Here is a 22,633-nt window from a genome sequence, read left to right on the forward strand (position 1 = left end):
GGAAAACCATAATTTTTGGGAGGAAAGAGATGCGGAGACATCTACTTTCCGCAGTGGCGGCGGCTGCCGTCATTGCGGGGCACGGTCCCGTTTGGGCCGACGAAGCCGCAGCACAACGTTGGATCGACGACGAATTCCAGCCATCGACCCTGTCGAAAGACGAACAGATGTCGGAAATGCAGTGGTTCATCGAAGCTGCACAGCCTTATGCTGGCATGGAAATCAACGTTCTGTCCGAAGGCATTCCGACCCATTCCTACGAATCTGAGGTTCTAACTAAGGCGTTCGAGGAAATCACCGGCATCAAGGTCAATCACCAGATCCTTGGTGAAGGCGAAGTGGTTCAGGCGGTTCAGACACAGCTGCAAACCGGCCGGAATCTGTATGACGGTTACGTCAATGACAGTGACCTGATCGGTACGCATTCGCGTCTGCAACTGGCTTATCCGCTGACCGACATGATGGGCGGCGACTGGGCGGCGACAACCTCGCCAACTCTGGATCTGGATGACTTTATGGGCATTCAGTTCACCACCGGTCCAGATGGCAAGCTGTATCAGCTGCCCGACCAGCAGTTTGCGAACCTCTATTGGTTCCGCAAGGACTGGTTCGATGACGAAGCAAACAAGGCCGCGTTCAAAGAGAAATACGGCTATGATCTGGGCGTTCCGGTCAACTGGTCCGCCTATGAGGATATCGCCGAGTTCTTCACCAATGACGTGAAAGAAGTCGACGGCGTGGCGATCTACGGCCACATGGATTACGGCAAGCGTGCGCCTGACCTTGGTTGGCGGATGACCGACGCTTGGTTGTCTATGGCCGGTGCCGGTGACGTGGGCGAGCCGAACGGTGTTCCCGTTGATGAATGGGGCATCCGCATGGAAGCGGGCACCTGTAACCCTGTTGGTGCGTCCGTTTCGCGCGGTGGTGCTGCAAACGGTCCGGCTGCGGTCTACGCGATCCGCAAGTGGGACGAATGGCTGCGAAATTATGCGCCTCCGGGTGCGGCATCTTATGACTTTTACCAGTCGCTGCCAGCGCTTAGCCAGGGCAACGTGGCCCAGCAAATCTTCTGGTACACTGCCTTTACCGCCGACATGGTGAAGCCGAAGTCTGAAGGCAACAACACCGTGGACGACGAAGGCACGCCGCTTTGGCGGATGGCGCCCAGCCCGCATGGCCCCTACTGGGAAGAAGGCCAGAAGGTTGGCTATCAGGACGTGGGTTCCTGGACATTCCTGAAGTCGACCCCTGCGGATCGTGCTCAGGCGGCCTGGCTTTACGCCCAGTTCGTGACGTCTAAGACTGTCGATGTGAAGAAGTCCCATGTGGGTCTGACCTTCATCCGCGACAGCTCGGTCAACCACGAGTCGTTCACCGAACGCGCACCCAAGCTGGGTGGTCTGGTCGAGTTCTACCGTTCGCCTGATCGTGTGGCATGGTCGCCGACCGGCATCAACGTGCCGGACTATCCAAAGCTTGCCCAGATCTGGTGGCAGCAGATTGGTGACGTGAACTCGGGCGCATTCACCCCGCAAGAGGCGATGGACCGTCTGGCTGAAGAGATGGACATCACCATGGCTCGGATGCAGGCCGCAGATGAAAGCGCCGGTGTTTACGGTGGCTGTGGGCCTCGCCTGAACGAACCGCAGGATCCCGCCTTCTGGCTGGAAAAAGCGGGCTCGCCAAAGGCCAAGCTTGAGAACGAAAAACCGCAAGGCCAGACCGTCAACTATGACGAACTGGTTCAGCGTTGGCAGTCTCAGTAAGTTTCAAAAACCCGGGGGTGCCGGTCTCGGCGCCCCCACCTTAAAGACCAGTGCGATGCACTGAAGTACCGGAACCCACGGACATGATCGAATTACAAGATGCCACCAAACGCGTTGGCAACGTCATCCATATAAAACCCACGACCCTGGCGCTGCAAACCGGCCATTTCAATGTGTTGCTGGGCGCGACAGGATCGGGCAAGACCTCTCTGATCAAGATGATGGCCGGGCTGGATCCGATTGCCCAGGGCAAGGTTTTAATGGACGGGCAGGATGTGACTCGGCTGAACACGCAAAAGCGGCAGATCAGCTTGGTTCACCAATTCTTCGTGAACTACCCCCACATGACCGTTTTCGACAACATCGCCTCGCCCTTGCGCGTGGCTGGCATGGCAAAATCCGAAATCGAAGGCCGCGTGGAAGAGGCTGCTGACCTGCTGCAACTGCGCCCTATGCTGCATCGCCGCCCGCATGAGTTGTCGGGTGGGCAACAGCAACGTACCGCATTGGCGCGCGCTATTGCGAAAGAAAGCCGCGCCGTATTCCTTGACGAGCCTCTGGCAAACCTGGACTACAAACTGCGCGAAGAACTGCGCGAACAACTACCAGATCTTTTTGCCGGTCGTGGAGCCGTGGTAGTCTACGCCACTTCGGAACCCGAAGAAGCGCTGTTGCTGGGCGGTTATACAGCCCTTATGGAAGACGGGCACGTTACGCAATTTGGCCCCACTGCTGATATCTATCGAAATCCTGAGAACATTGCCGCTGCGCGCGTGTTTTCGGATCCGCCGATTAATGTGGCCCGCGTCACCGTGGCAGCTGCGCAGGCACAGCTTGCGGGCGGCGGCGGCTGGGCCGTTTCGGATATGGCGGACGGCGAGTACATGGTCGCAGTACGACCGCACCGAGTGACTCCCACCCGCACTTCCGATGCCGATGTGGAACTGACAGGTCGTGTGATTGTCACAGAGCTATCGGGTTCCGATTCCAGTGCGCATTTCCAGCACGGGGATGATGCTTGGGTTTCTTTGGCGGCTGGCGTGCACCCGTATCAGGTGGGCGAAGATCACCGATTTTACATGAACCCGGCCCATTGCCGGTATTTCGGCCAAGACGGCAAAAGGGTGGCCTGACATGGCGCAGATCAAGCTTTCAAACCTAAAACACAGCTACATGCCGACGCCGAAAGGCCCCGAGGACTATGCGCTGAAGGAGATCGACGTGACGTGGCGCGATGGTGGGGCATATGCGCTGCTGGGGCCGTCGGGTTGTGGCAAGTCCACGTTGTTGAACATCATCTCGGGCTTGTTGATGCCGTCCGAGGGCCAGATCCTTTTCGATGATCGCGACGTTACGGCTCTACCGCCTGACCAGCGAAATATCGCGCAAGTATTCCAGTTCCCAGTAATCTACGACACGATGACAGTAGGCGAGAACCTGGCGTTTCCGCTGAAAAACCGAGGTGTTGATGCGGCGACGATCAAACGTCGCGTCGATGAGATTGCCGAGATGCTGGACGTCACGGATATGCTGAATGCCCGTGCCTCGGGTCTGAGCCCGGATAACAAGCAGAAGATTTCGATGGGGCGCGGTCTGGTCCGTGATGACGTGAACGCGGTGATGTTCGATGAGCCGCTGACCGTGATCGACCCGCATCTGAAATGGAAGCTGCGGTCCAAGCTGAAAGAGCTGCACCAGCGTGTGCAGGCCACGATGATCTACGTGACCCACGACCAGACCGAAGCCCTGACCTTCGCGGACGAGGTGGTTGTGATGCAGGAAGGCGAGGTGGTGCAGATCGGAACGCCGGTTGAACTGTTCGAGCGCCCCCAACATACATTTGTCGGCCACTTCATCGGATCACCCGGCATGAATGTTCTACCGTGTGAGGCCAAGGGCGACCGCGCGGTGTTCGAAGGCCACGAGGTGATGCTGGAGGGTCCGACCCACGGAGAGGGGGGCCGCACCGATCTGGGTATCCGCCCAGAATATGTTGGCTTCGGCGACACCGGCATTCCGGCGCATGTGACCAAGGTTTCGGATATCGGTCGCCACTACGTGGTCAGCGCAATGGTCGGCAACACCGCCCTGAAGGCCGTGACCGAACACAGCGTGCCTGAGCCGGGCTCGCAGGTTTTCCTGCAATTCAAATCAGAACAATCCCGCGTCTACCGCGACGGCTGGATCGCAACCGAGGAGCGCAGCTGATGAGAACAGAAAACCAAAAAGCATGGTTCTTTGTGCTGCCTGTTCTGGCCCTTGTCGCGTTCAACGCGCTGGTGCCGATGATGACGGTCGTCAACTACTCGGTGCAGGAAACCTTCGGCAACAACCAGTTCTTCTGGGAAGGTCTGGGATGGTTCGAACAAATCCTGCGGTCCGACCGGTTTCAGGCCGCGCTGGGACGGCAGTTCCTGTTCACCTTCCTAATTCTTCTGATTGAGGTGCCTTTGGGCATCATCGTCGCCTTGTCGATGCCGCGCAAAGGGTTCTGGGTGCCCGTCTGTCTGGTCCTGATGGCCCTGCCGATGCTGATCCCGTGGAACGTGGTTGGCTCGATGTGGAACATCTTTACCCTGCCGAAAATCGGCCTGCTTGGATACTTCCTGAATGACGTGCTTGGCATCAACTATGACATGACGCAACAGCCGCTGTCGGCCTGGATCACTGTCGTCGTCATGGATGTCTGGCACTGGACTTCGCTGGTTGTGCTGCTGTGCTATGCGGGCCTCGTGTCCATCCCGGATGCCTATTACCAGGCCGCGAAGATCGACGGCGCCAGCCCATGGTCGGTGTTCCGTTACATTCAGCTTCCAAAGATGAAGACCGTCCTGACTATCGCAGTTCTGCTGCGGTTCATGGACAGTTTCAACATCTATACCGAGCCCTTCGTTCTGACAGGAGGCGGCCCCGGCAACTCAACCACCCTTTTGTCGATTGACCTTGTGAAGATCGCACTGGGACAGTTCGACCTTGGCCCTGCGGCCGCGATGAGCCTGATTTACTTCGCCATCACGCTGCTGGTCAGCTGGGTCTTCTACACTCTGATGACAAAGGATGACGCGCAATGAAGAAGCGGTCCCTTATCCCGATCCTCTATATCGCGTTCCTGATGCTGCCGATCTATTGGCTAGTTGCGATGTCCTTCAAGACCACGAACGAAATCCTGTCGGGCTTTTCCCTATTCCCCCAGACTTTTACGCTGGAAAACTACGTCACGATCTTCACGGACCCAACTTGGTATTGGGGCTACATCAATTCGATAGCTTACGTGACGATCAACACAGTGCTGTCGGTGTGTGTTGCCTTGCCAGCCGCTTATGCGTTCTCGCGCTATCGGTTTCTTGGCGACAAGCAGTTGTTCTTCTGGCTGCTGACCAACCGGATGGCACCGGCTGCGGTCTTCGCGCTGCCATTCTTCCAGCTCTATTCCTCCATCGGCCTGTTCGACACATATCTGGCCGTGGCGCTAGCCCATACCTTGTTCAACGTGCCGCTGGCCGTTTGGATTCTGGAAGGGTTCATGCGTGGCATTCCTAAGGAACTGGATGAAACTGCCTACGTTGATGGCTACTCTTTCCCGCGCTTCTTCGTGACGATCTTCCTTCCGAACATCAAAGCGGGTGTCGGTGTTGCAGCCTTCTTCTGCTTCATGTTCTCGTGGGTGGAAATGCTGTTGGCCAAAACCCTGACTGCGGTCGAGGCAAAACCCATCGCCGCAGTGATGACTCGAACGGCTTCAAGCGCCGGGTACGAGCTGGGTCTATTGGCCGCCGCCGGTACCCTGACCATTATCCCTGGTGCCATCGTCATCTGGTTTGTCCGAAACTACATCGCGCGCGGTTTCGCGATGGGACGTGTGTGAGGTTCGATATGCGTAAACTAATTCTCGCCCTCTCCATCCTTCCTTCGACGGCGTTTGCACAGGCGCAAACCGGATGGGGTAATGTCGGCAAGCAAGTGGAGAAAGGCTTCTCGTGGACCGATGCGCTGTGGCCCGATTTCTGGATGGCATGGACACCAGCAACGCTCGCCATTTTTGTAGGAATATTTTCCGCAATTGCACTTATTGGCGTTTTGGAAGGGTTCAAATTTCGCGATGGGATCGAACGGCGCGGCGTGCTGGGTTTGACCACCACGCTGGGCGACCGACTGTTTATCACGCTTCTGGGGTCGGCCTACATCTTTTTGGCCTGGCTCGGATTGGTGGGACAACCGGTTTGGACGCCGCTGTTTATGTCCATCGGCTGGGGCATCTTCGTCTTCTGGAAAGTTTAAGCTTTGCGAAACTGCGAAAGGATGCTTGTCTGTCAGGCATACTAAAAAATGGCGACACCGAGACTGATGCGAAAGAAAAAAACAACAAACTTACTGACCGAAGTAGAGCTGGAGTTCATGAACGAACTCTGGGCGCTAGGTCAGGGCTCGGTCCGTGATGTTCTTGATCGTTTGCCGCCGGATCGAAATCTGGCCTACACATCCGGCGCAACAATTTTGCGCATTCTCGATGAAAAGGGATTTGTAGAAAGTGAGAAAAACGGCAAGTCGCTGACGTACCGGCCACTTCTGGAAAAAGACAGGTATCAGTCGCGTTCGCTACAAAATCTTTCCCGAACGCTGTTCGACGATACCCCTGCAACTTTGGTTGCAAGGCTGGTCGACGATGCGGGACTGACAGAAGATGATCTGGAGGAAATTCGAGCACTGGTAGAGAGGAGACTGCAAAATGACGGCGGTTAAACCGGTTCTCGACGCTTTTCTCGAGTTTAATGTTGTACTTGGGGTGTCAGCCCTGATCTGGCTGACGGCTCGCGCGGTGTTGACTCGATCATCGATGCGATTTGAGTCTGTCGCGCAACTGCGATCACTCAAAGCACTTTGCATCTGCGTCGTGCTGAGCCCAATTTTGGCAATGGGAGTATCGGCGGTTGTTGGGTTCCTATGGCCGGGACGCGCAGTCGCGCTGGGGGATCTGGCCGTAGCGGCCTATTTGCGCGGTGAGATTGCCATGCCTGCTGCGCAGTTTGAAACCTTGCTGAATACGCGCGAACGTTGGCTTGATCACGTCCTGTCCGGTTCGTCTTTAGTTGTAACCTTTGCACTTATTGCTTTCGCATTTGTATCGACAGTCCTGACCGTAAGGGTAGTGCGCGATGCTTGGGCAATTCGCAAAGCCGTGAGATCCAGCTTTCTTTGGCGGCAATCATCCAAGGTTGACATTCGGTTGTCGGACCGGATTACCGTGCCATTTGCTGTGCGCGGTCTACGCCGTCGTCACGTGGTCTTACCCAGCCATCTGCTCAATACACCGCGTGAAATGCGGTTCGCTTTGGCCCATGAATTCCAGCACATCCGCGCGTTGGACGTGGAGTGGGAACTTGGCTTTGAACTCTTGCGCCCGCTACTGTTCTGGAACCCGGCCTATCTGGTGATCAAGCACCAGTTTGACCGACTGCGCGAGCTGGCCTGTGACCAGTCCGTCGTCTCGCGCAAAGGCATAGACGCCAAAGACTATACGGCCTGTTTGCTGGATTACTGTTCGCGGTCTCTGACGATAAACAGCCCACGTATTCTTCATGTGGCATTGGTGAACGGGACAAAAGCAAAGCATGTGTTGCGTTTGCGTGTGATTGCCCTGACCGAAGCACCAGCGACAACTCCTCCGCTGCCTGCTGTATTCCTTGGGCTGACATTATCTTTGGCAACCGTTCTTGCCATCAGTTCCGCGTCAGTGCGCCAAACTCAGGATTGGAGCCACGATCGATTGATGCTTTCGACGGTTGTGAACCTTGAACGGCTAGAGGCCCGCAATCAGGGGAACTAAAGTGGTGCGGTGATCTGTGGCTTGGCTCGTCGCGCCGACGTCTTCAATACCAAACACTAGGCATTGAACCGCTTGATTGGGTTGTGTCGTAGACATTTGGGTCAGATTGACGTGGCAGCCTATTCTGGCATTTGTTTTGCGCAAGTAGTTCTCGAATTGGTCCGGTCCAATTGAACGGCTGCCATTTCCGCAAGAATGTGGATCTTCACGCGGTGTACTTTATCTACAGTGCGCGGTGTGTGGGTCGACCACGCCACATTGAACAAGTGGGAGGCGAAGTACTCGCCGCAGACGTAAGCGCGCCCCGAATCTCGCAGATACCGGCACTTTCAACAGTTTGGGACAAAACCCGTTCCAGATTTTCAAGCGATTCAGCACGCTGGCCACATAGGGCACGAGTTGCCGTTGGACACAAAGCGTTCCAACGCACCAGATACTGAGCGAGTTTTCATTATACGCCTTGGCGCCTCGGTTCAGTGCATAACTGCTTAAACGCAAGGCAATTGGCCGGCTTATCTGTTGATCCCTCTCGTAACTGTCTGTTTCCTTGTCAATTACATGCCGATTGGCCCGCATACATTCCAAGCCCAGCACCGGCCGCCGTGGCAAGGGTTTTGCCGGTGCCTGATCCAATCTGGTTACCCAAGACGCCGCCAATAGCAGCACCTCCGAGAACACCAGCGGCACAGCGAGCGTCGTTTTGTACTTGAGCTTGAGTTTGGGTTGTCGGGGCTCCGCATGCCGCCAGAAGCAATACGCCACCAAACAGGCAAGCCACGGTTGTCTTCTTCATGTCGGTTTCCTCACATTCGCACGTAAGTAATGAACTCTGGTTTCAATACATGTGGGGTCTACCGTACCTCTCTCCAAACTGCCGGGGGATCAGGCGCAAGAAACCGCCCAAGTGGGTTGTTTCGCCGGCTGAGAAATGCCGTTTTGCGGTTAAGGAGTGAGCCACGTCTTAACGTACGCGCGAAGAAGCTTTGGTAGCAGGGTCAATCATGCGCTTGAAGGTTCGGGGCAGCAACGTGGTACTGATGCTGAAGTGTGTTTTCTGAAGCCAATCGTTTGATTGGTCCCGGTCCAACTACGACGTTTGGGTCAGAAACGTGAGACGTGAAACACCCACAGTAACCTATTATTGGCGGGAAGGTAACTTTTATGGTCAAAAGACAATGTATGTCTGCATTCGACCCTTGTTTTATTGGTCGGAGTGAGAGGATTCGAACCTCCGACCCCTGCCTCCCGAAGACAGTGCTCTACCAGGCTGAGCTACACTCCGACCGTGGCGCGTGATCTATACCCGCGTATTTGGATGTGCAAGAGGGTTTTCGCATGGATTATTTGAATTGCACCGGTCTTTTGCCGACGCAGTATCAGGTCAGTACGCTGGTTTGATACAGCCGAATTTTTGTGCCGCCATGGTCCACAACCGGCCCCGGCGGCAATAGGGGCAAACGGGTAGATCGGGCCAGGCTTGCACTGCTGGTGACGATGCCGACACGCCAGCCTTTGAACCTGGATTGCAGTACCTTTCCCAGGCTGCCGTAAACCGATCGCAGGCGTTTTTCGTCTCCGATCCGTGCACCATAGGGTGGATTGACAATAACAAGACCCGAAGGCCCTGACGGAGGCTTTATGTCACTGACCGAGCGGGTCTGAAACATGGTGAGTTCTGCAACTCCAGCGCGGTCGGCGTTTTTGGTCGATGCTTCAATCGCCCCGCTATTACGGTCCGAGCCAAAAAAAATCATGTCCGGTTTGGCCAAAGGCGGTTGCTGGCGCATCGTGGACCAAACGTCCGAGTCGAAACTCGGCAGATATTCAAAGGCAAAGCTGCGCGTGCGGCCCGGGGGCAACCCCAGTGCAATTTCGGCAGCTTCAATGACAAAGGTGCCCGAGCCGCACATCGGATCCAGAATTGGCTCGGACCCATCAAATCCACACTCTCTGAGGAACATCGCAGCCATCGTTTCGCGCATTGGGGCTTTTGCGACGGCGGGCTTGTGGCCGCGCTTGTGCAACGGTTCGCCTGAGCTGTCTATCGAAAAGGTGCACAGATCTTTTTCTATCCGAAGCAGAACACGCACGGCCGCATCTGTTGAAACAGGAGCGCCCAGAGTTTCCGTAATCGCCCGTTCGATGCGTTGTCGCGCGGCACCCGCGTGATAGATTCGGGATTTGCGACTTGTTGCTTCGACCTTGACGGGAACATCGGGGCTTAGAAAGTTTGCCCAGGGGAATTTTCTGGCTCGTTTGTCCAGTTGCGCGAGATGGACGGCGGGAAATCCGCCCAATCGCACCAGAACTTTGTTCGCTCCGCGCAAACAAAGGTTCGCGCGCCAAACTTCCGACCACCCACCGTTGCAGGTGACACCGCCGGGCACGGGCTTTGCACCTGCGAATCCATGCTCGACTGCTTCAGCATGCAGTGGGGCTTCAAGGCCGGGCGTTGCGACCAGAAAAATCTCAAAATTGTCGTTTGGTTCCATCCCGGGTGCTTACACCGGAAGCGTTGCGGGCGCGATATACAATTTTAGCGGGCTCAAAATGCAGCCCTTCAAGTTAAATTGACAAATTATCGGCAATTTAGGCGGCAACGGGTTTGCGTTTGGCACCATCCCCGCGTAAAGGGTCCGTGATCAAATCGAAGCTTGGAACAAAAGCAGGTGCTATGCGCCTTTTTTGTTCTCAGGCTCCCACATACAGATCGTTTTGTGCCACTATGCAGTGGTGGGAACGATGTGTTGCAGGAAAGAGGCTTGGAAGACCGTAGCGACATGCAAACTTTCAAACTGAAAAAAGGGTTGGAGCTGCCGGTGCAAGGCGCGCCAGAGCAGACGATCCAGCCGGGTCCTGAATTCAGGTCTGTTGGGGTTTTGGGGGCCGATTATCTGGGCCTGAAACCACGCATGCTGGTTCAGGAGGGTGAAGAGGTACGGCGGGGCACACCGTTGTTCTGTCACAAGGATGTGCCCGAGGCGATAATGGTCGCCCCGCTCAGCGGCAAAGTCGTGGCCATCAACCGTGGTGCGCGTCGGGTTCTGCAGAGCGTTGTGATCGAAGTCTCTGACGTCAACGACACAGGCCTGGATTTTTCCGGCGTGGGCAACGCCGAAACGGCCGAAGGCGTGACTGAACGCCTGTGTGCAGCCGGATTGTGGACTGCCTTCCGTACGCGGCCGTATTCCAAGATGGCAACACCGGGAACCACGCCCGCGGCAATTTTCGTGACGGCCATGGATAGCGAACCTCTGGCTGCTGATGCTGCGACCATTATTCAAGATGCAGGTGACGCCTTTGCTGCCGGCCTGAACGCTGTTGCCAAGCTGACCGAGGGTAAGACGTATCTGTGCCAAAAAGAGGGCAACGCCCTTCCGGGCGCGGACGTTCCGGGTGTCGAAGCAGCAGCGTTTTCCGGACCGCACCCTGCCGGTCTGGCTGGAACGCACATCCACTTCCTTGAGCCGCTGGCCGGTGAGAAACAGGTTTGGACGATCGGCTATCAGGACGTGATCGCGATTGGTCGCCTGATGCAGACGGGTCATCTGGACCCCAACATCGTGGTTGCCCTGTCAGGCCCTGGCGCGCGCCAGCCCCGCCTGATCCGCACAGTCATGGGCGCATCGACCGACGATCTGACGCGTGACGAAATCAATGTGGACGGAACCGCCCGCGTTATTTCTGGCTCTATCCTGTCTGGCCGCCATGCAGCGGGTCCGGAGGCCTTTCTGGGCCGTTTCGCGCGTCAGATCAGCATCATCCGCGAAGACCATGATCAGCATACGTTGGGCTGGATTCTTCCGATGCCGTCGAAATACGCGGTTCAGCCGGTTCTTGGCTCGGCCTTTGCCAAGAAGCTGTTTGCATTCACGTCCAATTTGAATGGTGGACGCCGTGCAATGGTGCCGACCGGTACGTTCGAACAGCTGATGCCGCAGGACTATTTGCCGACGCAATTGCTACGCGCTTTGCTGGTAATGGACACCGATACTGCACAGGCGCTAGGTGCGCTGGAGCTGGACGAAGAGGACCTTGGCCTTATCGGCTTTGCCTGTCCGGCGAAATATGAATATGGGCTGGCGCTGCGCGACTGCCTGACAAAGATTGAAAAGGAGGGCTGATCCGAATGGGTTTGCGCAACTTCTTTGACCGGATCGAGCCGAACTTTACCAAGGGCGGCAAGTACGAGAAGTATTTCCCCATCTACGAGATGGTCGAAAGCTTCATCTACACTCCGAAAACCGTAACCTCTGTCGCGCCCCATGCGCGGTCCTACGTGGATATGAAGCGGATCATGACTTATGTCGTGATCGCTACGATCCCCTGTATCCTGTGGGGGATGTATAACACCGGCTATCAGGCAAACTCGGCCATTGCCGCGCTGGGTCCGGATTCAGCCACTGGCTGGCGGATCGCCATCCTGCAGATGTTCGGTATCTCACTGAATCCTGCCAGCATCTTCGCCAATGTGATGCACGGGTTGATGTACTTCCTGCCGATTTACATCGTCACACTTGTAGCAGGTGGTATCTTCGAGGTCGTGTTTGCAACTGTTCGCGGCCATGAGGTGAACGAGGGTTTCCTTGTTACTTCAATGCTTTACACGCTAATCATGCCCGCATCCACGCCGCTTTGGCAGGTCGCGCTGGGTATCATCTTCGGCGTTGTCATCGGTAAAGAAGTCTTTGGCGGTACTGGCAAAAACTTCCTGAACCCTGCGCTTGTTGGTCGCGCGTTCCTGTATTTTGCTTATCCGGCGAATATGTCGGGTGACACGGTCTGGACCCCGGTTGATGGCTTTTCGGGGGCAACGGCATTGTCGGTTTCCGCCTCAGAAGGGTATCAGGCATTGGCCATCGAGGGACTTACCTGGTGGAACGCGTTTTTGGGTCAGATGCAGGGCAGCTTTGGCGAGACCTCGACGCTGGCCTGTATGATCGGTCTGGCATTTCTGTTGATGACGCGCATCGCCAATTTCCGCCTGATTGTTGGCTGTCTGGCAGGCACCATAGGTCTTACCTTGCTGTTCAACCTGATTGGGTCGGACACTAACCCGATGTTCGCGATGCCCTGGTACTGGCATGTCGTCGTCGGCGGTTACGCCTTCGGTCTGGCCTTCATGGTGACCGAGCCTGTTTCGGCCAGCCACACCAACATGGGTCGCTACATCTACGGCGCCCTGATTGGTATCATGGTTGTGTTGATCCGTGTGGTGAACCCCGCTTTCCCCGAAGGCATGATGCTGGCAATCCTGTTCGGTAACGTCTTTGCACCGCTGATCGACTATTTTGTCGTTCAGGCAAACATCAAACGGAGGGCGCGTCGCCATGTCTGATACGCAATCCCCAGAACCCAAGGGCGCGATTGCCAAGTTCCTGGCGGCCTCGCCGGACTCGGTGGGTAAAACGATCTTTATCGCCGTAGCAGTCTGCCTTGTGGCTTCGATGGTCGTGTCAGCTGCAGCCGTAAGCCTGCGCCCTGTGCAGGAAGCGAACGCGCTGAAGGACAAGCAGATCAACGTTCTGCAGGTGGCAGGCGTTTACGAGCCGGGCATCGATGTCTCTGAAGCATTCGCAAAGTTCGAGCCGCATGTACTTGAACTGTCGACTGGCGAGTTTGTGGACGACAAATTCGATCCGGCCACTTTCGACGATCTGGCCGCTGCCAGTGACCCTGAGTTGAGCGTTGCGCTGGATGATGACCCTGCTGGTATCGGTCGCAAGGCTCTGTACCGCGTGATCTATCTGCTGCGTGATGACAGCGGAGCGCTCGACAAGGTCATCCTGCCGATTCAGGGTTATGGTCTGTGGTCGACGCTCTATGGGTTCATCGCGCTGGAAAGCAACGGTAACGACATCTACGGCCTGCAATTCTATCAGCACGGTGAGACGCCCGGTCTTGGTGCTGAGGTGGACAACCCTCGTTGGAAAGCACTGTGGAATGGCAAAAAACTGCGGGATGAGGCGGGGGATCTGCAGATCACCGTGTCCAAGTCACAACCCGCCGCCGGCCCTGAATTCTATGTTGACGCCCTGGCTGGTGCCACGCTGACTTCGGTTGGTGTCGATAACCTGGTGAAATTCTGGATGGGTGATGCGGGCTACGCTCCGTTCCTGGCCAAACTGCAAGCAGGAGAGATTTGATGTCCCAGACCAAGAAAGAGATGCTGGTCGACCCGCTTGTCGACAATAACCCGATTACGCTGCAGGTGCTGGGTATCTGTTCGGCGCTGGCGGTGACCTCGTCACTGCAGGTGTCTATGGTGATGGCGCTGGCGGTGATCTTCGTGACGTCATTCTCGTCCTTCTTCATCTCGTGCCTTCGCAACCAGATCCCGGGTTCGATCCGGATTATCGTGCAGATGGTGATCATCGCCTCGCTGGTGATCCTGGTGGACCAGATCCTGAAAGCCTATGCTTTCGAGATTTCGAAAACCTTGTCGGTCTTCGTTGGCCTGATCATCACCAACTGTATCGTGATGGGTCGCGCCGAAGCATTTGCGATGAAGAATCCTCCGGTCGCGTCGTTTATCGACGGTATGGGCAACGGTATGGGCTATGGCCTGATCCTGCTGCTGGTTGGTTTCATTCGCGAACTGTTCGGCAACGGGTCGCTGTTTGGCGTCACCATTCTACAGACCGTCAACAATGGTGGTTGGTACGTGCCCAACGGCATGCTGCTGCTGCCGCCGTCCGCGTTCTTTATCATCGGTCTGATCATCTGGGCCTTCCGCACATGGAAGCCAAACCAGGTCGAAGAACGTGAATACAAAATTCAGCAGGTAGAGGCCCACTGATGGAAGGTCTGATTTCACTGGCCGTGAAGGCCATCTTTGTTGAAAACCTCGCGCTTAGCTTCTTTCTCGGCATGTGTACCTTCATCGCCGTATCTAAGAAGATTTCGACCGCGCTGGGTCTGGGTATTTCTGTGATGGTCGTTCAGGCCATCACCGTGCCCACGAACAACCTGCTGCTCAACTACCTGTTGAAGCCAGGCGCGCTAGCTTGGGCTGGTTTCCCCGATGTGGACCTCACCTTCCTTGGCCTGATTTCGTATATCGGCGTGATTGCGGCGATGGTTCAGATCCTTGAGATGGTCTTGGATAAGTACTTCCCGCCGCTCTACAACGCGCTGGGGATCTTCCTGCCGCTGATCACGGTGAACTGCGCCATCCTGGGTGGCTCGCTGTTCATGGTTGAGCGTGACTATAACTTCGCCGAAGCCGCCACCTATGGTCTGTCTTCGGGCTTTGGTTGGGCGCTGGCGATCACTGCGATGGCTGGTGTGCGTGAAAAGCTGAAGTACTCGGACATTCCGGATGGTTTGCAGGGTCTTGGCATCACCTTCATAACCGCGGGTCTGATGGCGATGGCCTTCATGTCCTTCTCGGGCGTGAAGTTGTAAGGAGAAGCTCGCATGGAAACTTTTAGCCTGGGCGTCGTCCTTTTCACCCTGATCGTTATTGCTCTGGTGGCTCTGATTATGGCCGCCCGTTCGAAACTGGTATCGACAGGTGATGTGAACATAACCATCAACGGTGAGAAAACCATTTCCGTTCCCGCGGGCGGCAAGCTGCTGCAGACACTTGCGGCAGAAAAGCTGTTCGTGCCGTCTGCCTGTGGCGGCGGTGGTACTTGCGCGCAGTGTCGTGTGCGTGTGCATTCGGGCGGCGGGTCAATCCTGCCGACCGAAGAGAGTCACATCACCAAGCGTGAAGCTGCTTGTGGTGACCGTCTGTCCTGTCAGGTCGCGGTCAAACAGGACATGAATATCGAAGTCCCCGAAGAGGTCTTTGGCGTCAAGAAATGGGAGTGCACGGTTCGTTCGAACGAAAACGTGGCGACCTTCATCAAAGCGCTGACTCTGGACCTGCCAGAAGGCGAGGACGTGAACTTCCGTGCCGGTGGCTACATTCAGATCGAAGCTCCTGCGCACCAACTGAAGTACACCGATTTTGACGTTGAGGAAGAATACCGCGAAGATTGGGACCGCTTCAATCTGTGGCAGTATGAATCGGTTGTGAACGAACCGATCGAGCGCGCGTATTCGATGGCCAATTACCCGGACGAAAAAGGCATGATCATGCTGAACGTCCGTGTCGCCTCGCCGCCTCCGGGCTCTGAAGGTATCCCGGCGGGTCAGATGTCATCCTATATCTTCAACCTGAAACCGGGTGATAAGGTGACAATCTCTGGTCCGTTCGGGGAGTTCTTTGCACGCGACACCCAGAAAGAGATGGTCTTCATCGGTGGTGGTGCTGGTATGGCACCAATGCGAAGCCACATCTTTGACCAGCTCAAGCGTCTGGAAAACCGCGATCGTAAGATCAGTTTCTGGTACGGTGCCCGGTCGAAAAAAGAGATGTTCTTTGTCGAGGATTTCGACCAGCTGGCGGAAGAGTTCGACAATTTCGAATGGCATGTCGCCCTGTCGGACGCGCAGCCCGAGGACGATTGGAAAGGCTATACCGGCTTCATCCACAACGTTCTGTTCGAGGAATACCTCAAGAACCACCCGGCGCCTGAGGATTGTGAGTTTTACATGTGTGGTCCGCCAATCATGAACCAGTCGGTCATCAACATGCTGCTGGATCTGGGCGTGGATCGCGAAGACATCATGCTCGACGATTTTGGCGGGTAAGAGACAAAGAACCGGCGCTCAAGGGCGCCGGTTTTCTTTTGGGCTTAGAGACGAAGGTCGCTGTCTTCTATGGGCAAGACCGACTTGACGTCGAAGACGACGCTAGTGTCTTTTCCGAACGCTCTGATTTGCGCGGGTTCGACAGCTAGAAACTCCTGATGTGCCACGGCCAGAACTATGCCGTCATAAGCGCGTTCTTCGGGGACATCGACAAGGGAAATGCCGTACTCGGCCAATGCTTCGGATGCATCGGCGTGGGGGTCGTGCACATCGACTTTGATGCCGTAGTCGGTCAGTTCTTCTATAATGTCGACGACTCTGGTGTTGCGCAAATCGGGACAGTTTTCCTTGAATGTAAGCCCCATGACCAGAACACGGGCGGAGCCAACATCAATCCCGATGCGAGTCATTCGCTTGACCAGTTGTGACACAACGTAGCCGCCCATGCTGTCGTTCAGACGTCGACCGGCCAGAATGATTTGTGGATGATGGCCGACCGCCTCGGCTTTGTGAGTCAGGTAGTAGGGATCGACTCCAATGCAATGACCACCAACCAGGCCAGGACGGAAGGGTAAAAAGTTCCATTTGGTACCGGCTGCGCGCAGGACCGCATCGGTATCAATGCCGAGACGGCCAAAAATCATTGCCAGTTCGTTAACCAACGCAATGTTCAGGTCGCGTTGCGTATTCTCGATGACCTTTGCGGCTTCGGCCACACGGATGCTTTCAGCTTTGTGTGTACCTGCCGCGATGATCCGGGCATAAAGCGCGTCTACCAGATCTGCCGCCTCGGGGGTCGAGCCTGAGGTCACCTTGCAAATATCCGAGATCCGATGAGCCTTGTCGCCAGGATTGATCCGTTCCGGGCTGTATCCGACGAAGAAATCCCTGTTGAATTTCAACCCGGAAACCCGTTCGAGCACCGGCACACAATCTTCCTCGGTCGCGCCGGGATAGACCGTGGACTCGTAGATCACCAGGTCACCTTTTTTCAGAATGTGCCCGACCGTCTCGGATGCACTCAATAAAGGGGCTAAATCCGGTTGTTTGCCCGCTGTGATCGGCGTCGGAACAGTCACGATAAAGGTATCGCATTTCACGAGATCGGACGGTTCCGAGGTAAAGGTCAATCCAATCGCAGCGGTCAGGTCTTCGGCTTCGACTTCCTGAGTGTTATCTCGCCCCGCGCGCAAGGCGTCTATGCGTTCTGCATTGATATCAAACCCAGTTACCGAACCGATCTTGGCAAACGCGACGGCCAGCGGCAGGCCGACATAGCCCAGGCCAATGACAGCGATTCTTCGGGAACTGGGATTTGTTTCGAGCATGCGGGAAATCAGCTTATTTTCCGTGATAGTCGCGGAACCATTCCACGAACCGTGCGATCCCGACCTTGAAGTCGGTTTGGGGGCGATACCCGGTCAATCGCTGCAACAGGTCGGTATCGGCCCAGGTGGCGGGGACATCGCCCATTTGTATGGGCATGTAGTTTCTGATTGCCTTTTTCCCGACGGCTTCTTCAATTGCCTCGACAAAATCCAACAGGCGTACTTTGTCACCGTTTCCAATATTGACCACGCGCCAGGGCGCTACAGGCGAAAGGCTGTCGCCCTCGACGATATCATCCCTGCCGTCAGGGCGCACAGGCGGGCTGTCGATCAGCAACCTGATCCCGCGTACAAGGTCATCAACATAGGTGAAATCACGATACATGTCGCCGTGGTTGTAGATGTCGATCGGGCGGTCATCCAGTATGGCATCCACAAATTTGTAAAGAGCCAGATCAGGCCGCCCCCAGCTACCGTAGACAGTAAAGAACCGGAACATCGTTGTAGGCAGGTTCCAAAGATGCGCATAGGAATGACCCATCGCCTCGTTCGCCTTTTTGGTCGCCGAATAGATGGTCAGAGGCGTGTCAGCTTTTTCAACCTCGGTGAAGGGCATCACCTCATTCGCGCCATAGACCGACGATGTAGAGGCCATCAACAGGTGCTCAACCTTATGTTCGCGGGCAACTTCCATCACATTGAACGTACCGACTATGTTCGAGTCGATATAGCTGCGCGGATCTTCCAAGCTGTATCGCACGCCCGCCTGTCCAGCGAGGTGCACAATTACGTCAGGTTGAAACTCTTCCCCAACCTGCTTGAGCTTATCGTGATTTTCCAACAAACCCTCGGTTGCCGAAAAGCCGGGATTTTGAAGCAGCATCTGATGTCGACGGTTTTTTAAGGCGACATCATAGTAATCTGTCATCCCGTCATAGCCGTGCACGCGGAAGCCTTCCGAAAGCAACAGTTTTGCAAGATGGAACCCGATAAACCCTGCTGTACCCGTCACCAGAACGCGCTTCATTTTTCCCCCGACCTATGACCGAACCAATTTTGGCATCAAGGATACTGTCAGTCTGCTAAGGTCAAGGGGTTTCTGCCAAAAAGGTCAGCCAACGATCATTTGTTTCATGCGTAGGGCTTCATACTCTAGCTCTTTCAGCCGGAAATGCACCACGTCACCGATCGTGATTACGCCACGCAGATTGCCGTCGGCAACAACGGGCATGTGACGAAAGCGCCCCTCGGTCATGGTTTTGAGAACATCGTTCAACAGGTCGTCCGGTGAACAAGTCTTGACCTCGCGCGTCATTAGATCTTCGACGGATTGCGGCAAGGTCTGGCCGGGCGTGTCAGCCATGCGCCGAACGATGTCGCGTTCGGACAGAATGCCCTGAAGTTTACCATTCTGGTCGGTCACGACCACTGCGCCAATCCGCTTGTCCCTGAGGGTGTTCACGACTGAATGGATCGTGTCGTTTGGGCGCACCGCAAATACAGCATCCCCTTTGCCCGAAAGCAATTTTGCGACTGTCGTCTGCGTGTGCGACAGATTGGATTCCACCGATTGGCTGTGCGTGCTTGTATCGGCCTTGTCGCCGCGGGTGGGGGGCTGATATGAGGTTGGGGCCATTGGCAATCTCCTCTTATTTTTGAGATGGCTTCCCCTACACCTTACCGCAGCATAGCGGTCTGTATAGGGTGCAAATGTCCAAACCGGGGAAAACTGCCGCAAAACAAGGATATCCGGACTGTTGTCTGACCTTTATCTAACCCCACCCGTCGCAGCGCTGATTTTCTTTTTCGTGGTCGTTTGCGGGCACAACTTTAGAATGACGTGGAAACGGCAGGCGACAGGCTGGCAGAAAAAAGCCTGGTTATTCGGTGTGCCAGCCGGCGTCGGGTTATTGGTTCTGGGGTTCTTGCCGCTGAAGTTGTGAAGTCGGTTTGACTCTGCAAGAGGCCACTGGCATATGCCGGGCACGGTTTTCCTCAGGAGGTCTCTCGATGCGCCTTTTGCCTGTTCTGGCTGTTGCAACACTTGTTTCCGGATGTCTTTTTGACGAGGATCCCGAGGTTGTGCGCCTGTCCGGTGAGACCATGGGTACAACATTCAACATAACCGCCATCGGCACGGATGTGAATGAAACCGCGTTGGGTACTGCGGTCGAAGAAACACTGGCTGACGTGAACGCCAAGATGTCCAACTGGGACCCGAATTCTGAGGTATCGACGTTTTCGGCGTCGACCAGCACTGACCCAACCGAGATTTCCGAAGAATTCGCGCTGGTCATCGATGCTGCAAATGATGTGCACGAGAAATCCGGCGGCACGTTTGACGTCACGCTTGGCCCGCTGATCGAGCTGTGGGGCTTTGGTCCGCGCAAGCCGGAAGATCCTGTGCCGTCGGACGCCGAGATTCAGGCGGCGCTGGACAGCGTCGGTCAGGAACGCCTGTTGGCACTGGATAGCGAAAACAGGACTTTGGCCAAATCGGACGCTGGCGTTGGCATCAACCTGTCCGCAATCGCTAAAGGATACGGCATCGACGCCGTGGCTGCGACGCTGCGCGATGCGGGGATCGAAAACTACATGGTCGAGATCGGTGGTGATCTGGTCACCATGGGGCAAAACGACAAGGGAGAAGCCTGGCGGATCGGGATTGAAAAGCCCGAAGCGGGCGCGCAGAATCTACAGTTGGTTGTGCAGCTGGACGATCTCGGCATGGCGACCTCTGGCGACTATAAGAATTTCTTTGAACAGGATGGTGTGCGGTATTCGCATATCATTGACCCAACGACGGGTCGTCCGATCACACATCGCACAACGTCTGTCACGGTTCTGGCCGAAAATGCGATGATGGCCGATGCCTGGGCGACGGCAATGTTGGCGCTGGGTCAGGAAAAGGGCATGGAACTGGCGGAAGAACATAAACTTGCCGTGTATTTCATCTCGCGGGATGTGACAGGCGGCGACGATGCCTATATTACCGTTCACAGCACTGCGTTCAAAGACGCATTGGGCACCAACTGACAAGTAGGAACCGCGATGAGTACCTTTATCATAGCCTTTTTTCTGCTTTTGATCATCGTGGTCGGCATGTCGCTGGGTGTCATGCTGATGGGCAAGACGATCAAAGGTAGCTGTGGTGGTCTGAATGCAATTTCAGGCGCGGACAAGTGCGTGGTCTGCCAAAAGGATGTCGACCCGGACTCGCCCCTGCGCGATCAGTTGCAGTGCAAACGTGCCAAAAAGATGCTTGAGCAGATGGAGCGTCAGGCCTGAACGCAGTTTGCGCTTCGCTATGGTGTTGGAAATGGCTAAGTAGTCCCCTGAAGCATCTTGGGGGAGGACGCGGGTTTGCCCAAAGCCAAAAACATCCTGTTCATCATGTTCGATCAGCTGCGCTGGGATTACCTCAGCTGTTACGGGCATCCGCATTTGCATACGCCCAACATTGATCGGCTGGCGGCCAAAGGTGTGCGATTTGACCGGGCCTATATCCAATCCCCGATTTGCGGCAGCTCGCGCATGTCGACTTACACCGGTCGCTATGTGCATTCGCATGGCGCGTCGTGGAACGGCATTCCGCTGAAAGTTGGTGAAATCACGATGGGGGATCACCTGCGCAAGGCGGGCATGGACTGCTGGCTGGTCGGCAAGACCCATATGCGCGCAGATGCGGAAGGCATGGAGCGGCTGGGATTGGAGCCTGACAGTCTGATCGGCGCGCGCGTCGCGGAATGCGGGTTTGATGTGTATGAACGCGATGACGGTATGCTGCCCGAAGGACCCGACGGATTTTATGATCCGGATGGCGCAAAGGAATACAATAAGCATCTGGCTGCAAAAGGGTATGAGAGTGACAACCCCTGGCACGACTTTGCTAACTCGGGGCTGGATGCGGATGGCAATGTCTTGTCCGGCTGGTTTTTGAAAAACTCGGATGAACCTGCGAACATCGCTGAAGAAGACAGCGAAACCCCCTATCTGACCGGTCGTGGTATGGAATTCATGGAGTCCCATGACGGCCCTTGGTGCTGTCATCTGAGCTTTATCAAGCCGCATTGGCCATACATTGTGCCTGAACCCTATGCCTCGATGTACGGACCCCAGCATGTGTTGCCAGTTGTTCGGTCCGATGCAGAACGTCAGAATGCGCATCCAGTGCTGAATGCATTCATGGATACAAAAGTCGGGCAGACTTTCTCTCGGCAGGATGTGCGGGATGCGGTGATCCCGGCCTATATGGGGTTGATCAAACAGGCCGATGATCAGATGGGGCGGCTGTTTGAATGGATGGAGAAGACCGGCCGGATGGAGGACACGATGATCGTGCTGACATCGGATCATGGCGATTTTCTAGGCGATCACTGGATGGGCGAGAAAACGTTCTTTCAGGATGCCTCGACCAAGGTGCCGCTGATCATCTACGATCCCTCGCCAGAAGCGGATGGAACGCGTGGAACCGTAAGCGATGCGCTGGTTGAATCCATCGACCTTGCTCCGACATTTGTAGATGTAGCGGGCGGTGAGATCGCGGGGCATATCCTTGAAGGGCATTCCTTGCTTCCGATCTTGCATGGGCAGCAGAATGATACGTACCGCGATGTGGTCATCTGTGAGTACGACTACTCGGCATCACCAATTGCGGACAAGCTGAATGCCTCGGTCCGCGACGCGGTCATGTTCATGGCAGCCAACAAAAAGTGGAAGCTAATCCACTGTGAAGGCGGCCATCGGCCCATCCTGTTTGATCTTGAGGATGACCCGAATGAACTGACGGATCTGGGCGACAGCGCGGACCATGCGGATGTTATTGCCCAAATGTACGATCACCTGTTCGCCTGGACACGTCGCCAGTCGCAGCGCACGACCCGGTCGGAACGGCAATTGATCGAGATGCGGACAAAAAGTCGGGGCCGGGGCATTGTGGTTGGGGTCTATGACGAAAACGATGCGCCTCTGGATTTGACCGTCAAATATCGCGGTCGGAAAGCACGTCCATTCACAGAGCTCGTGAACAAGGGGTGAGCGGCCTGAGTATTAATTCTGGCCCGTCGCGG

22 protein-coding genes and 1 tRNA gene are annotated in these 22,633 nt (G+C 55.7%); 17 read left to right on the forward strand and 6 right to left on the reverse strand.

Annotated features, from left to right (window positions below; translation table 11 throughout):
- Positions 1-29: 29 nt before the first annotated feature.
- The 8 genes from GOW92_RS07720 (at position 30) to GOW92_RS07755 (ending at position 7,593) form a co-directional block, all read left to right on the forward strand.
- Entirely contained in the window at positions 30-1,769 is a 1,740-nt protein-coding gene (locus tag GOW92_RS07720; RefSeq protein ID WP_170559550.1) for an ABC transporter substrate-binding protein, read from the forward strand.
- An 83-nt stretch (positions 1,770-1,852) separates the two neighbouring features.
- Positions 1,853-2,902, forward strand: a complete 1,050-nt coding sequence (locus GOW92_RS07725) for an ABC transporter ATP-binding protein (RefSeq protein WP_170559552.1) — start codon at positions 1,853-1,855, stop codon at positions 2,900-2,902.
- Between the two features lies 1 nt (position 2,903).
- Entirely contained in the window at positions 2,904-3,977 is a 1,074-nt protein-coding gene (locus tag GOW92_RS07730; protein WP_170559554.1) for an ABC transporter ATP-binding protein, read from the forward strand.
- On the forward strand, positions 3,977-4,840 hold the full coding sequence (locus GOW92_RS07735) for a carbohydrate ABC transporter permease (RefSeq protein WP_085807799.1): 864 nt from the start codon (positions 3,977-3,979) through the stop codon (positions 4,838-4,840). The genes GOW92_RS07730 and GOW92_RS07735 overlap by 1 nt, the downstream gene beginning before the upstream one ends.
- On the forward strand, positions 4,837-5,634 hold the full coding sequence (locus GOW92_RS07740) for a carbohydrate ABC transporter permease (RefSeq protein WP_170415418.1): 798 nt from the start codon (positions 4,837-4,839) through the stop codon (positions 5,632-5,634). The genes GOW92_RS07735 and GOW92_RS07740 overlap by 4 nt, the downstream gene beginning before the upstream one ends.
- Before the next feature lie 143 nt (positions 5,635-5,777).
- Complete coding sequence (locus tag GOW92_RS07745; RefSeq protein ID WP_438826330.1) at positions 5,778-6,047, forward strand: DUF2160 domain-containing protein; 270 nt, start codon at positions 5,778-5,780, stop codon at positions 6,045-6,047.
- Between the two features lie 66 nt (positions 6,048-6,113).
- The gene (locus GOW92_RS07750; protein ID WP_170559558.1) at positions 6,114-6,509 is read left to right on the forward strand and encodes a BlaI/MecI/CopY family transcriptional regulator; all 396 of its coding nucleotides are present in this window, start codon (positions 6,114-6,116) and stop codon (positions 6,507-6,509) included.
- The gene (locus GOW92_RS07755; RefSeq protein ID WP_170559560.1) at positions 6,496-7,593 is read left to right on the forward strand and encodes a M56 family metallopeptidase; all 1,098 of its coding nucleotides are present in this window, start codon (positions 6,496-6,498) and stop codon (positions 7,591-7,593) included. The genes GOW92_RS07750 and GOW92_RS07755 overlap by 14 nt, the downstream gene beginning before the upstream one ends.
- A gap of 550 nt (positions 7,594-8,143) precedes the next feature.
- Here GOW92_RS07755 and GOW92_RS25140 read toward each other — a convergent pair.
- The 3 genes from GOW92_RS25140 to GOW92_RS07770 form a co-directional block, all read right to left on the reverse strand.
- The gene (locus tag GOW92_RS25140; RefSeq protein ID WP_170559562.1) at positions 8,144-8,386 is read right to left on the reverse strand and encodes a glycine zipper 2TM domain-containing protein; all 243 of its coding nucleotides are present in this window, start codon (positions 8,384-8,386) and stop codon (positions 8,144-8,146) included.
- A 412-nt stretch (positions 8,387-8,798) separates the two neighbouring features.
- Positions 8,799-8,875: transfer RNA gene (locus GOW92_RS07765), tRNA-Pro, on the reverse strand.
- Positions 8,876-8,969: 94 nt separating this feature from the next.
- The gene (locus GOW92_RS07770) at positions 8,970-10,085 is read right to left on the reverse strand and encodes a THUMP domain-containing class I SAM-dependent RNA methyltransferase (protein WP_170559564.1); all 1,116 of its coding nucleotides are present in this window, start codon (positions 10,083-10,085) and stop codon (positions 8,970-8,972) included.
- Between the two features lie 288 nt (positions 10,086-10,373).
- Here GOW92_RS07770 and GOW92_RS07775 point away from each other — a divergent pair, with 288 nt between their 5' ends.
- The 6 genes from GOW92_RS07775 to nqrF are packed head-to-tail and all read left to right on the forward strand — an operon-like array spanning position 10,374 to position 16,236.
- Positions 10,374-11,717, forward strand: coding sequence for a Na(+)-translocating NADH-quinone reductase subunit A (locus GOW92_RS07775; RefSeq protein ID WP_170560751.1), 1,344 nt, complete (start codon positions 10,374-10,376; stop codon positions 11,715-11,717).
- Positions 11,718-11,722: 5 nt separating this feature from the next.
- Complete coding sequence (locus GOW92_RS07780; RefSeq protein WP_170559566.1) at positions 11,723-12,931, forward strand: NADH:ubiquinone reductase (Na(+)-transporting) subunit B; 1,209 nt, start codon at positions 11,723-11,725, stop codon at positions 12,929-12,931.
- Positions 12,924-13,739 carry a Na(+)-translocating NADH-quinone reductase subunit C gene (locus GOW92_RS07785; protein WP_170559568.1) on the forward strand — a complete coding sequence of 272 codons (816 nt, stop codon included), beginning with the start codon at positions 12,924-12,926 and terminating at the stop codon, positions 13,737-13,739. Before GOW92_RS07780 ends, GOW92_RS07785 begins: the two co-directional genes overlap by 8 nt.
- On the forward strand, positions 13,739-14,392 hold the full coding sequence (locus GOW92_RS07790) for an NADH:ubiquinone reductase (Na(+)-transporting) subunit D (protein WP_170559570.1): 654 nt from the start codon (positions 13,739-13,741) through the stop codon (positions 14,390-14,392). The genes GOW92_RS07785 and GOW92_RS07790 overlap by 1 nt, the downstream gene beginning before the upstream one ends.
- Positions 14,392-15,000 carry an NADH:ubiquinone reductase (Na(+)-transporting) subunit E gene (gene nqrE, locus GOW92_RS07795; RefSeq protein WP_170423419.1) on the forward strand — a complete coding sequence of 203 codons (609 nt, stop codon included), beginning with the start codon at positions 14,392-14,394 and terminating at the stop codon, positions 14,998-15,000. Before GOW92_RS07790 ends, nqrE begins: the two co-directional genes overlap by 1 nt.
- 12 nt (positions 15,001-15,012) lie before the next feature.
- Positions 15,013-16,236: an NADH:ubiquinone reductase (Na(+)-transporting) subunit F gene (nqrF, locus tag GOW92_RS07800; RefSeq protein ID WP_170559572.1), complete on the forward strand. Its 1,224-nt coding sequence runs from the start codon at positions 15,013-15,015 to the stop codon at positions 16,234-16,236.
- Between the two features lie 44 nt (positions 16,237-16,280).
- On the opposite strand, the gene tviB is transcribed toward nqrF, so the two are convergent.
- From tviB to GOW92_RS07815, 3 genes are all read right to left on the reverse strand, one after another.
- On the reverse strand, positions 16,281-17,564 hold the full coding sequence (tviB, locus tag GOW92_RS07805) for a Vi polysaccharide biosynthesis UDP-N-acetylglucosamine C-6 dehydrogenase TviB (RefSeq protein ID WP_170559574.1): 1,284 nt from the start codon (positions 17,562-17,564) through the stop codon (positions 16,281-16,283).
- Between the two features lie 13 nt (positions 17,565-17,577).
- Positions 17,578-18,591, reverse strand: coding sequence for an NAD-dependent epimerase/dehydratase family protein (locus tag GOW92_RS07810; RefSeq protein ID WP_170559576.1), 1,014 nt, complete (start codon positions 18,589-18,591; stop codon positions 17,578-17,580).
- A gap of 84 nt (positions 18,592-18,675) precedes the next feature.
- Complete coding sequence (locus GOW92_RS07815; protein WP_170559578.1) at positions 18,676-19,200, reverse strand: CBS domain-containing protein; 525 nt, start codon at positions 19,198-19,200, stop codon at positions 18,676-18,678.
- Positions 19,201-19,574: 374 nt separating this feature from the next.
- Between GOW92_RS07815 and GOW92_RS07820 the strand changes: the two genes are divergently transcribed.
- From GOW92_RS07820 to GOW92_RS07830, 3 genes are all read left to right on the forward strand, one after another.
- Entirely contained in the window at positions 19,575-20,600 is a 1,026-nt protein-coding gene (locus GOW92_RS07820) for an FAD:protein FMN transferase (protein WP_170559580.1), read from the forward strand.
- A 15-nt stretch (positions 20,601-20,615) separates the two neighbouring features.
- Positions 20,616-20,852, forward strand: a complete 237-nt coding sequence (gene nqrM / locus GOW92_RS07825; RefSeq protein WP_058277146.1) for a (Na+)-NQR maturation NqrM — start codon at positions 20,616-20,618, stop codon at positions 20,850-20,852.
- A gap of 75 nt (positions 20,853-20,927) precedes the next feature.
- On the forward strand, positions 20,928-22,601 hold the full coding sequence (locus tag GOW92_RS07830; protein ID WP_170559582.1) for a sulfatase-like hydrolase/transferase: 1,674 nt from the start codon (positions 20,928-20,930) through the stop codon (positions 22,599-22,601).
- The last annotated feature ends 32 nt before the right edge of the window (positions 22,602-22,633 follow it).

The sequence above is a fragment of the Ruegeria atlantica genome, from assembly GCF_013032505.1.
GTDB classification, from domain to species: Bacteria; Pseudomonadota; Alphaproteobacteria; order Rhodobacterales; family Rhodobacteraceae; genus Ruegeria; species Ruegeria atlantica_F.

Bases quoted from the DNA above. Each gene is read 5' to 3' on its own strand.
- GOW92_RS07770 (WP_170559564.1), bottom strand. From the start codon at position 10,085: ATGGAACCAAACGACAATTTTGAGATTTTTCTGGTCGCAACGCCCGGC.
- GOW92_RS07750 (WP_170559558.1), top strand. From the start codon at position 6,114: ATGCGAAAGAAAAAAACAACAAACTTACTGACCGAAGTAGAGCTGGAG.
- nqrE (WP_170423419.1), top strand. From the start codon at position 14,392: ATGGAAGGTCTGATTTCACTGGCCGTGAAGGCCATCTTTGTTGAAAAC.
- GOW92_RS07755 (WP_170559560.1), top strand. From the start codon at position 6,496: ATGACGGCGGTTAAACCGGTTCTCGACGCTTTTCTCGAGTTTAATGTT.
- GOW92_RS25140 (WP_170559562.1), bottom strand. From the start codon at position 8,386: ATGAAGAAGACAACCGTGGCTTGCCTGTTTGGTGGCGTATTGCTTCTG.
- GOW92_RS07775 (WP_170560751.1), top strand. From the start codon at position 10,374: ATGCAAACTTTCAAACTGAAAAAAGGGTTGGAGCTGCCGGTGCAAGGC.
- GOW92_RS07720 (WP_170559550.1), top strand. From the start codon at position 30: ATGCGGAGACATCTACTTTCCGCAGTGGCGGCGGCTGCCGTCATTGCG.
- GOW92_RS07780 (WP_170559566.1), top strand. From the start codon at position 11,723: ATGGGTTTGCGCAACTTCTTTGACCGGATCGAGCCGAACTTTACCAAG.
- GOW92_RS07785 (WP_170559568.1), top strand. From the start codon at position 12,924: ATGTCTGATACGCAATCCCCAGAACCCAAGGGCGCGATTGCCAAGTTC.
- GOW92_RS07745 (WP_438826330.1), top strand. From the start codon at position 5,778: ATGGCATGGACACCAGCAACGCTCGCCATTTTTGTAGGAATATTTTCC.
- GOW92_RS07815 (WP_170559578.1), bottom strand. From the start codon at position 19,200: ATGGCCCCAACCTCATATCAGCCCCCCACCCGCGGCGACAAGGCCGAT.
- GOW92_RS07790 (WP_170559570.1), top strand. From the start codon at position 13,739: ATGTCCCAGACCAAGAAAGAGATGCTGGTCGACCCGCTTGTCGACAAT.
- nqrF (WP_170559572.1), top strand. From the start codon at position 15,013: ATGGAAACTTTTAGCCTGGGCGTCGTCCTTTTCACCCTGATCGTTATT.
- GOW92_RS07730 (WP_170559554.1), top strand. From the start codon at position 2,904: ATGGCGCAGATCAAGCTTTCAAACCTAAAACACAGCTACATGCCGACG.
- GOW92_RS07810 (WP_170559576.1), bottom strand. From the start codon at position 18,591: ATGAAGCGCGTTCTGGTGACGGGTACAGCAGGGTTTATCGGGTTCCAT.
- GOW92_RS07735 (WP_085807799.1), top strand. From the start codon at position 3,977: ATGAGAACAGAAAACCAAAAAGCATGGTTCTTTGTGCTGCCTGTTCTG.
- GOW92_RS07820 (WP_170559580.1), top strand. From the start codon at position 19,575: ATGCGCCTTTTGCCTGTTCTGGCTGTTGCAACACTTGTTTCCGGATGT.
- nqrM (WP_058277146.1), top strand. From the start codon at position 20,616: ATGAGTACCTTTATCATAGCCTTTTTTCTGCTTTTGATCATCGTGGTC.
- GOW92_RS07740 (WP_170415418.1), top strand. From the start codon at position 4,837: ATGAAGAAGCGGTCCCTTATCCCGATCCTCTATATCGCGTTCCTGATG.
- GOW92_RS07725 (WP_170559552.1), top strand. From the start codon at position 1,853: ATGATCGAATTACAAGATGCCACCAAACGCGTTGGCAACGTCATCCAT.
- tviB (WP_170559574.1), bottom strand. From the start codon at position 17,564: ATGCTCGAAACAAATCCCAGTTCCCGAAGAATCGCTGTCATTGGCCTG.